The organism is Moorena sp. SIO3I6 (assembly GCF_010672095.1).
The window spans coordinates 1-9,763 of the sequence record NZ_JAAHHU010000196.1 but is presented as its reverse complement, the minus strand read 5'-3'; the positions used below and the strand labels follow the sequence as shown (position 1 = coordinate 9,763).

Below are 9,763 nucleotides of genomic sequence, written 5' to 3'. Positions count from 1 at the left end.
GTAAAGCCTTGTGTTTCAGTAGTTTGGGAATTGCCCATGTCGTGGTTGAGCAGTATCAAAAAGCGATCGCATTTTTAGAACAAGGCTGGCAAGCCGCCCAATTTTCTGGGGATTTGTACTTACAAGGAGTGAATTTGGCCTACCTAGCCCAAGCTTGCTACAGCCAGCAAGATTGGCAGAAAGTGATTTACACCGCTAGTTTAGGAGCCTATCTATTAGAGCAAATTGGGTCTGAAGATTGGCGCAAACCAGCCGGTCTGTTAAGTATTTTGCAAGGACAAATGGGGCAAGAAGGCTTCCAAACCCTTTTGGCACAGCAACGGTCAAAAATTATTCCTGTGATTGGGGTAGATGGCTATGACTATATTCCGGAATTGCTAGCAAAATATTTGGATTCTATTTAAGCCTGTAGGGTGGGCAAAAACCGTTGCGTTTAAATTACTCTTCTAGATCAAGCGATGACTTTGCCCACCTGACTGTAGCTAGCTTGTAGGGTGGGCAAAAACCGTTTCGTTCAAATTACTCTTCTAGATCAAGCGATGACTTTGCCCACCTGACTGTAGCTAGCCTGTAGGGTGGGCAAAAACCGTTTCGTTCAAATTACTCTTCTAGATCAAGCGATGACTTTGCCCACCTGACTGTAGCTAGCTTGTAGGGTGGGCAAAAACCGTTTCGTTCAAATTACTCTTCTAGATCAGATGACTTTGCCCACCTGAATTGAATTTGTAGCTAGCTTGTAGGGTGGGCAAAAACCGTTGCGTTTAAATTACTATTCTAGATCAGATAACTTTGCCCACCTGACTGTAGCTAGCTTGTAGGGTGGGCAAAAACCGTTGCGTTTAAATTACTAATCTAGATCAGATCACTTTGCCCACCTGACTGTAGCTAGCTTGTAGGGTGGGCAAAAACCGTTGCGTTTAAATTACTATTCTAGATCAGATCACTTTGCCCACCTGACTTTAATTTGTAGCTAGCTTGTAGGGTGGGCAAAAACCGTTTCGTTCAAATTACTCTTTTAGATCAGATGACTTTGCCCACCTGACTTTAATTTGTAGCTAGCTTGTAGGGTGGGCAAAAACCGTTGCGTTTAAATTACTATTCTAGATCAGATCACTTTGCCCACCTGACTTTAATTTGTATTTTTATGACTAGATTCCGGAATGGCTAGCCAAATACTTGGATTTTTAAGTAGGTGCAAAAAATTAATCTAACATCATGAAACCGACCCTAACTAAGATCCTTCCTAGGTTTGGGAAACAGACAAGCCTAGCCTTGACAGCCCTAGCCTTGACTGTTGGCATCGTCTCTAATGTCCAGGCTCAGTCATTGCCCTTTGTTGATAATACCAATAGCAGTAAACGATTCTTTGAGGAAGGAAGAGAGCTGTTTGACACAGAACTTAAAAATCTGGTCAACAACAACCTTTCCTCCGCAGATACTATCCTTGAAATTAGTGATGAAGTTATCAATAGAGAAGACCTATTGGAACTGGAAAATCCTCAGCAATTGCTCGATGATGGTGAGAGCTTGCAATAATAGACTTCTTGCAGAAGTCGGGAACAGGGAACAGGGAACAGGGAACAGGGAACAGGGAGCAGGGAGTAGGGAGTAGGGAGCAGGGAGTAGGGAACAGGGAACAGGGAACTCAGAAGAGGTAAAAGGGAACAGGTAAAAAATATTGTGTATGTCACTTGTGATCAGAATTGCTATAGGTTTTATTGTAATTAGTGTGCTCAACTATTTTATTTAAGTAGAGGATTAGCTTGTTGGGTGGGCAAAAACAGTTTTGTTCTTTTGAGTCTTCTAGATCAGAGAACTTTTCCACCCTACTTGAATGTGTAGTTTTATGACTAGATTCCGGAATTTCTAGCAAAATACTTGGATTCTATTTTAGTAGGTGCTTAAAATTAATATAATATCATGAATCTAAGCCGAACTAATATCCTTACCAGGTTTGGGAAACAGACCACCCTAGCCTTGACAGTTGTTTCCTTAACTTTTGGCATCACCTCTAATGTCCAGGCTCAGTCATTTTCCTCTGACTTCCAATTGAACCAAAATTTCTCTGGCTTATTTGGTAATACAAATAGTAGTAAACGGTTCTTTCAGGAAGGAAGCAATAGGTTTGACACAGGAAGAACTATGTTCAACAACCAGCGTTACTTCAGATATCCTCTCGTTGAAATTAGTGATGAAGTTGTCAATCGAGAAGATATATTGGAACTGGAAAATCTTCAGCAATTGCTCGATGATGGTGAGAGCGTAGAATGATTTAGCAGTTCTAAATTAGGTGAAGTACATTTTTTTAGGGAACAGGGAACAGGGAACAGGGAGTAGGGGTAATAAAATTGAATGTACGTCATCAGGATGATCAACGCTATATTCAGTAACTAGAAAGCCTATACACTCCTTTGATTGGTGAGTTTACATAGTTGCCGGAGTTGATATAAATCAACTCCGGATAATTTTTTTTCTATTAAGTAACGAGCTATTAAGTAACTAGAAAGCGATCCCACTCCCCCCACTTCCCAAACTCGACCCACTCCCCTGTTTTCTAAAACTGCGTAGACTATTTAATTTTTTTATATCAAGTCAAAATAATTATCCTGTCTTGATGCAGTCGCTCATGGGGGAAACCACGGCAGTCGCTCATGGTTAGAAGTTACCGTAAGACAGTTGAGCCTTAATCAATAAGTTTTACCCCTTTTCTGCATAGCCGACCAACCATAAAGGCTCAACGTAATCAGGTTTCGTCTCCGGGGGAACCCCCAAGACCGCGCTGCCTCCCCAAGACCGCGCTGCATCGCTTAATAAAAATCTCCCTATCTCCCCATCTCCCTATCTCCCCACCCTCTCCTTAATTATGGGTATTCAAGCAGACTTGATCTTACTGGCTATATCGATAATTCGTAAAAAATTCATAGAGTGATAAAACAGAGGTAGCTTCAGAGATGAACCTTGCTGAACTTCTGACCAATCCCAACGTCCTTCAAAGACTACTCCAGTTACTACTAGGACTACTTACCTGTATTGTCGGACTTTTGATCAATCGCTTTGACCAGCAAAAAACTCTCTTTCACAAAATTATAGTATTTGGTCTATGCGTAATAGTTTATGTATTCTTAGCTCATGAAGCAGAAAATTTAGTTTCTCAAAAATCAGCACAAGACAATACCCAGTGGTTCCAACAAGTCTACTGGATTTTAGGTATTGGTTACGTCTTCGCCTTCCTTACAATGTGGTATTTGTTCAAAACTAGCTCAGGAAAGCAAACTCAAATCCCTCAAAAAATTCCACAGGGAAATTTACAGGGATGGCGACAACACTTGCTAGCAGAAATAGCAGCAGACGTTAACAATTACCTTTATTACTCCCTGGACAATCACCACTTGATTAAGTTGGTAATGGCAGACCAAAGGGAGCAACTGGATCGTCCGGAAAAAAATACTGTGAATCCTAGCAATTCTCGTTCATTGTCGGAATCGATCACCAAGTACCTGGCAGTACTTTTCTCGGGAGTAACGACAGAATCTGAACCAGGTCAAAAGGTTATTGAGGTATTTAACCAAAAGCATATTGCCGGGAAACTGTTGATTCTCGGTGCCCCCGGTTCTGGAAAAACCACCATGCTGTTGGATTTGGCCAAGGATTTAATTACACGTGCCCAGGAGCAGCCAGAGCAACCTATTCCAATTATTGCTGAACTTTCTGATTGGAAAGATGACCAACCCATTGCTGAATGGTTAGCAGCTTATTTAAAGTTTCGTTATACTCTCCCCGAAGCCATTACTCAGGAGTGGATTACCACCCGTCAGTTGTTACCTCTGCTGGATGGTTTAGATGAGTTGGGCTTAGAGCGACAGAGGTTATGTGTTCAGCAATTAAATCAGTTTGTCAAACAAGTTCCTCAAATTGTGGTCTGCTGTCGCGAAGAAGAATACAAAGCCGGTGAGCAAATTCTGGAGATGCGCGGAAAAGTCTGTCTGCAACCTTTGACAGATCAGCAGATAAAAAATTATTTAAAGGGGTTCAAGGGTCGCCTCTGGCCAGGAATTCAGCAAGATTCAGATGGGTTGCTAGAGTTAGCCAGAATGCCATTGCTATTACATTTAATTCCCCTGGCTTATCCCGATGGGTTGAAGCCAGGAAAGAAATATTTTAAGGATCCTAAAGCAAAGGAAGACTATCAGAACGAATGCCGTAAAACGTTATTTAAGAATTACATTGACCGTAAACTACAGGAAAAGCATGACAGTCGAGGTTATTCAGAAGAGGAGACTAGGCGCTGGTTAGCCTGGCTTGCTAAACAATTGAAGAAGCAAAAAAAAACCGAGTTTTTGATTGAAAAAATGCAGCCTGTTTTGTTGAATAACTCCCGATCAAAGTGGTTGTATAAGCTGATTTTCGGGCTGATTTTCGGGCTGATTTTCGGGCTGATTTTCGGGCTGATTTTCGGGCTGATTTTCGGGCTGATTTTCGGGCTGATTGGAGGGCTAATTTCTGATAGTATAGAGCCTTATGAAACTATTACATTTTCATTGCAAAATTTATTGCAAAGAAGAAAACAAATAATTTCCATGCTGATTTTCGGGCTGATTTTCGGGCTGATTGGAGGGCTGATTGGAGGGCTGATTGGAGGGCTGATTGGAGGGCTGATTGGAGGGCTGATTGGAGGGCTGATTGGAGGGCTGATTGGAGGGCTGATTAGAGGGCTGAGTGGAGAAGAAATAAAAACCAGAAATAAACCCAATCAGGGGATTAAAGAATCTGCTAAAAATACCGTTATTCTTAGTTTAATTAGTTTGCCTGTAACTTTATTATTTTTTGTATCACTTAGTCTAGTTTCGGCAGAGAATGTTGAACCACTCGAAGCATTAATTTTTACTTTTGGGATGGCAATGTTAATTGGCTTTTCATATGCTGGCAGACCTGTCATTCAGCACTTCGTCCTCCGCCTCATTCTCTGGCGCAGTGGTTCAATCCCCTGGAATTACGCCGATTTCCTGAGCTATGCCACAGAACGCCGCTTGATCAAGCAAGTGGGTGGACGCTATCGATTCATCCACGATTTGCTGCGGGAGCACTTTGCGACCACCTAGTGTGGGGGTTAATAATGGAATGATTTTAAAAGTTTTGTGGAACGGGCATCTTGGTGGAATGGGCATCTTGGGTGGAACTGGCATCTTGCGTAGAACTGGCATCTTGCCAGTTTCCTCCTTATTTTCGGGCGTTGCTCGTGGAATGGAATGATTTTAAGAGTTTTCTGGAATGGGCATCTTGCGTAGAACTGGCATCTTGCCAGTTTCCTCCTTATTTTCGAGCGGGCAGGATGCCCACTCTACTCTTATTCATTCCTTAACTACCTATTATTCTTGATCCATAGGCAGACTAATATCAAAAAAAATAAGGAACTTAGCATCAGGCATGAGCCGTTTAAGAGGCTGCACATAGCTCTTGGCATCACAAAGGTTGTCGAACCGAGCGAAAACCACTGGTGCCATGGGTGGCAATAGCCTAACCATTACCCATGGGTATAGGTTTCTACCATAGTACATAATAAATGTATCTCCTTCGTAGAACTGGCATCTTGCCAGTTAAGTGGGACCCAGAGCCAGCCTTCGCCCAAGGAAGATCGTTAGGCTGGCTCTTGCCGTCAATTTTAACGGGGACAATTTTATTGTAGCACAAAAAATATTATATTATAGCATATTTTGAAAAGTTTTGTAAAAAAATATTTTTGAGGGAGCAGGGAGCAGGGAGTAGGGAGTAGGGAGTAGGGAGTAGGGAGTAGTGAGTCGGGAATCGGGAATCGGGAATCGGGAGTCGGGAATCGGGAGTCGGGAGTCGTCAGAAAAGAAGGAAATTCCACGCAAAAGTCCCCCTTACTAAGGGGGATTTAGGGGGATCTGAATCAGGAACTAACGTTATAATCCTGTTTGGATCAATTCCTCTGCTTTCGAGAGCAGAAGTTTCCGACAACTAGGGCAAAGTCTAGTCAGCCTTTTGGGTGGTGCGTTACGGGACGGATTGTGCTAATACTGGCTACCAAGAAAATCAGGGCGAGCCCGTCCCTAACGCACCCTACGCAACTTACGACTTAGCTATCAGACTTAGGAATGGCCATCCCATCATTGGGGTTAAATAAATGAATCTTCTCTGGGTCTATAGACAGCCAAATTTCCTCACCTATTCTGACAATTTTATCTGGTGGTACTCTGACCTGAAGAACGGTAGAGTCTTCGGGGATACTCACGGATAGATAAGTATCGTTACCTAGGGCTTCCACTATCTCAACCGTAACCATCAAGTTTTTGGGGGCAGGAGCGCTGATATTCATATGTTCCGGACGAACTCCTAAGGTTAAGGATTGACCATCATACTGGTGCAGTATGGGTTCCCAAACTTCTGGGAGGGTCAGGCGGAACTGAGAATTACACACTACCCGAGGGGCTTTCACCTGAACCGGGATAAAATTCATCGGTGGTGAACCAATGAATTCCGCCACAAACCGGTTAGCCGGTTGATTATATATTTCTAGAGGAGCAGCAATCTGTTGGATGCGACCGTCTTTCATCACGGCGATCCGATCCCCCATAGTCATCGCTTCCGTTTGGTCGTGGGTGACGTAGATCGTAGTTGTACCCAACTGCCGCTGTAGTTTCACAATTTGGCTGCGAGTCTCTGCCCGGAGTTTAGCATCCAAATTAGAAAGGGGTTCATCCATTAAAAAGACCTGGGGATTACGGGAAATTGCCCGTCCCAGAGCAATCCGTTGTTTTTGTCCCCCAGACAGCTGCTTTGGCAATCGATTCAGCAAGTGTTCTACTTGTAGCAACTTAGCTACTTTGCGAACCTGCTGGTCAATCTTTTTCTCTCGTTCGGACAGGTATCGCAGTTCCCGAGGAAGCGATCGCGTCATTGTGGTTAACACATTTTCCAGATTCGAGCGAACTTCCCCATTCAACATGCCTGTAGCCACAAGCCCTTGCTTGATTTGGGGTGGCAGATTCTTGCCCCAATGCACACTATTAGAGTTCCCATTAGAGTCTTCTGCCATGTTCACTTGCCCATAGCCAGTTCGTCTGAGTCCAAAGGCAATGTTTTCATAGACACTCAGATGGGGATATAGGGCATAATTTTGAAACACCATAGCGATGTCTCGTTCTTTGGGTGGTAAGTCATTGACTTGTCTGTTCCCCACCCAGATTTTGCCCGCAGTCAATTCCTCTAGTCCAGCAATGATCCGCAATAGAGTACTTTTGCCACAGCCTGAAGGACCAACCAGCACCATAAACTCGCCATCGTTGACTTCCAGATTTATGCGCCGCAAGATATTAACGGTTTTAGGTGTCTGTCCAGACTTTTCTGCTTCAAGGCTTGGTGACTCTTCGTTGTTTGTCACCTTAGGTTCCGTTGTTACTGGTGCAACAACAGTATCCCCTTTGCGGGCGGGAACACTTTTAAAAACGTTTTCCAGAATAACCTGTGCCACGTTGGTCAATATCCAATTACGCTTAATTTTTTCTTTACTGTGATCGTTTCCAACTCTGATGCCGTAATTTTTCCATACTTAGGGTTACCACCCCTAACGTTACCAGAAACAATCCGATAATTTCCTGTAACCCTAAACCTTGTTGAATAATCGCCACGGCTAAGACGGTAGTTAACACTGGTGCTGTTGACCCGATAATCGAAGCTGGACGCCCACCAATGAGCCTGATGGCAAAGTTTTGCACCAGATAGCTCACTAAGGTGATTACCCCCAACCCCAGACAGCTGAAGTATAAAGCAAGTCTGTGGCTGGGTTCAACAAAAAAGCGCCAGGATTGATCTAGGGGAAATGATAAGCTCAGGCTAGAAAATACCAAAATTAATGTAAAATTAATAAAGCTATAAGGAATCGGGTTGAGCTTTCTAGCACTGACTTGGGTCAGAATAATGTAAACAGCGAAGCTCAAACCCGCACCAGCAGCAGCTATAACTCCCAATTCAGAAGAGGGCTGCTTAGCTGCGAGACTAGGCAGGGAAATCAGCAACGCTCCGCCCACCACACCAACCATGACTAGACCACGAACTAGATGTGGGCGATATAGATCCCAGGGAAATAGATTTGTGCGATTACCAAACAGCAATCCTGTCAAGATCACCGTCACAATGGGATATATAAAAAAAATCGTGATTGCTACCCCTGGTTTAATAAGACCTAATGATAGGTATAATAGCACTTGGGATAAAAATAGAAATAAGCTACTCGCCACCATCTGGCTAAATAAAGGCAAGTCCCCCGAGTGAGCACAACGCCTAATATCTCGCCACACCGATGGGTAGAGTAACCTAGCCACAAATGCCATCAGCGGTACTACCACCAACATCTTTAGCCACAGAATCAGCAGGGAGTTGCCTAAACCAGGAGCCATCAAGCCTCCCACTTCAACATTCTGTAGACCAAAGAGCCAAGATTGATTAAAGATTACATATATAATTATATTCTGAAACGACAACATTAGGCAAGAGAGTAAGGCCAAAAGCACCCCAATGGAGATTTTCTTTGGGATTTTCTTTGACATTTTTTGCGATCGCGTCAGCTGTTGTGGGATAGCTTGATCAGCAGCACTCCTCTGTTTTGGGGATACCATAAGTTTCTTGGTGTTGGCAGGGATACTTTAGAAGCATTACAGTCAAGGGATGCTGTATGCTAGAGAGTCCCTGAAAATGAATTGATCATAAACCCATGAATACCACAATCAAGTCTGCCAGTGATTCCAACCAAGGTCTAGAATCGGTAAACACCGCTGATTCCTCTGGCACTGGCCTAACGCGATCGCAATATCAGCAAAAAATGCAGCGACGCAAGGAAATACAGGAACAACGCCTAGCTAAAGCCTCCAAACAAAAAGGTCTGATTGTGGTTCATACCGGCAACGGCAAAGGGAAGACCACAGCTGGCTTAGGCATGGTCTTGCGATCGCTTGGTCATGGCTACCGAGTTGTGATTGTACAATTTATCAAGGGTGCTTGGGAACCCGCAGAAAAAGCTGCCTTAGAGCACTGGACAGTAGCCACTGATAACAATCCCCCTCAATTAGAGTTCCATGCCATGGGCGAAGGCTTTACCTGGGAGACTCAAGATCGAGAGCGAGACATCGAAAAAGCCCAATCCGCCTGGGATGCCGCCTTAGGGTTTATCCGTAACCCTGACATTAAGCTAGTGCTATTGGATGAGATTAACATAGCCTTGAAACTCAACTATCTAACCATTGAGCAAGTTTTGGCTGGACTAGACCAAAAACCCACTGATTCCCATGTCATCTTAACCGGTAGGGGAGCACCAGCCGCCCTAATTGAACGAGCTGACCTAGTCACAGAGATGACATTAGTGAAGCATCCTTTAAAAGAGCAGGGGATTAAAGCACAACCTGGTATTGAGTTTTAATGCTGTTATCGAGGGGAGTAGGGGAGAAATTTTTGAACTATTTCTCAACGGTCTACAATCCCCAAGTTTTATGCTTTTAGGCATAGGAATAGTTTGTACACCAATAGCGTGCGTGATCCCGAAAAATTATGGTGTTTTCTGCAAATCCGGTCGCTCTTCTGGTATAATAGCGCCCTCAACTGGACAGACTTCCACGCAAATGCCACAGTCAATGCAGCTAGAAAAGTCAATCCAGTACCAGTCACTCCCCAGGGCATTTTTCCCTGGTCCTGGATGAATGCACGCCACTGGGCAACATTCAACGCAATCAGCAATTCCTTGGCAAGTATC

General features: G+C 43.8%; 11 protein-coding genes and 2 pseudogenes. 6 read left to right on the top strand and 7 right to left on the bottom strand.

The features are described 5' to 3' along the window. Both F6K49_RS30785 and F6K49_RS30780 read left to right on the top strand, forming a co-directional pair. A pseudogene (locus tag F6K49_RS30785) lies at window positions 1-404 on the top strand (hypothetical protein); the annotation flags it as partial. An 811-nt stretch (window positions 405-1,215) separates the two neighbouring features. Next, window positions 1,216-1,536: a hypothetical protein gene (locus F6K49_RS30780; RefSeq protein WP_293102748.1), complete on the top strand. Its 321-nt coding sequence runs from the start codon at window positions 1,216-1,218 to the stop codon at window positions 1,534-1,536. On the opposite strand, the gene F6K49_RS30775 is transcribed toward F6K49_RS30780, so the two are convergent. Then, a complete protein-coding gene (locus F6K49_RS30775) occupies window positions 1,500-1,691 on the bottom strand; it encodes a hypothetical protein (protein ID WP_293102745.1) in 192 nt (63 codons plus the stop codon). The two genes, F6K49_RS30780 and F6K49_RS30775, sit on opposite strands and share 37 nt — an antisense overlap. A gap of 229 nt (window positions 1,692-1,920) precedes the next feature. On the opposite strand from F6K49_RS30775, the gene F6K49_RS30770 reads away from it, so the two are divergent. Both F6K49_RS30770 and F6K49_RS53695 read left to right on the top strand, forming a co-directional pair. Next, a complete protein-coding gene (locus F6K49_RS30770; RefSeq protein WP_293102742.1) occupies window positions 1,921-2,271 on the top strand; it encodes a hypothetical protein in 351 nt (116 codons plus the stop codon). Between the two features lie 680 nt (window positions 2,272-2,951). Continuing rightward, window positions 2,952-4,010 (top strand): annotated as a pseudogene (locus F6K49_RS53695) (NACHT domain-containing protein); the annotation flags it as partial. 537 nt (window positions 4,011-4,547) lie between these two features. On the opposite strand, the gene F6K49_RS53690 reads toward F6K49_RS53695, so the two are convergent. Then, window positions 4,548-4,742 (bottom strand): PT domain-containing protein, encoded by a 195-nt coding sequence (locus F6K49_RS53690; protein ID WP_366514251.1) that lies wholly within the window; start codon window positions 4,740-4,742, stop codon window positions 4,548-4,550. Between the two features lie 407 nt (window positions 4,743-5,149). Here F6K49_RS53690 and F6K49_RS30760 point away from each other — a divergent pair, with 407 nt between their 5' ends. Next, window positions 5,150-5,359 carry a hypothetical protein gene (locus tag F6K49_RS30760; RefSeq protein ID WP_293102736.1) on the top strand — a complete coding sequence of 70 codons (210 nt, stop codon included), beginning with the start codon at window positions 5,150-5,152 and terminating at the stop codon, window positions 5,357-5,359. 7 nt (window positions 5,360-5,366) lie between these two features. On the opposite strand, the gene F6K49_RS30755 is transcribed toward F6K49_RS30760, so the two are convergent. From F6K49_RS30755 to F6K49_RS30740, 4 genes are all read right to left on the bottom strand, one after another. Then, entirely contained in the window at window positions 5,367-5,555 is a 189-nt protein-coding gene (locus F6K49_RS30755; RefSeq protein ID WP_293102733.1) for a hypothetical protein, read from the bottom strand. A gap of 144 nt (window positions 5,556-5,699) precedes the next feature. Next, complete coding sequence (locus tag F6K49_RS30750) at window positions 5,700-5,873, bottom strand: hypothetical protein (protein WP_293021225.1); 174 nt, start codon at window positions 5,871-5,873, stop codon at window positions 5,700-5,702. A gap of 224 nt (window positions 5,874-6,097) precedes the next feature. Beyond that, window positions 6,098-7,492, bottom strand: a complete 1,395-nt coding sequence (locus tag F6K49_RS30745; RefSeq protein ID WP_293102730.1) for an ABC transporter ATP-binding protein — start codon at window positions 7,490-7,492, stop codon at window positions 6,098-6,100. Window positions 7,493-7,526: 34 nt separating this feature from the next. Then, complete coding sequence (locus F6K49_RS30740; RefSeq protein ID WP_293102727.1) at window positions 7,527-8,636, bottom strand: DMT family transporter; 1,110 nt, start codon at window positions 8,634-8,636, stop codon at window positions 7,527-7,529. Between the two features lie 95 nt (window positions 8,637-8,731). Here F6K49_RS30740 and cobO point away from each other — a divergent pair, with 95 nt between their 5' ends. Next, the gene (gene cobO / locus F6K49_RS30735) at window positions 8,732-9,433 is read left to right on the top strand and encodes a cob(I)yrinic acid a,c-diamide adenosyltransferase (protein ID WP_293043561.1); all 702 of its coding nucleotides are present in this window, start codon (window positions 8,732-8,734) and stop codon (window positions 9,431-9,433) included. 126 nt (window positions 9,434-9,559) lie between these two features. On the opposite strand, the gene F6K49_RS30730 is transcribed toward cobO, so the two are convergent. After that, window positions 9,560-9,763, bottom strand: a 204-nt coding sequence (locus F6K49_RS30730; RefSeq protein WP_293102724.1) for a ferredoxin family protein, incomplete at its 5' end; no start/stop codon positions are given.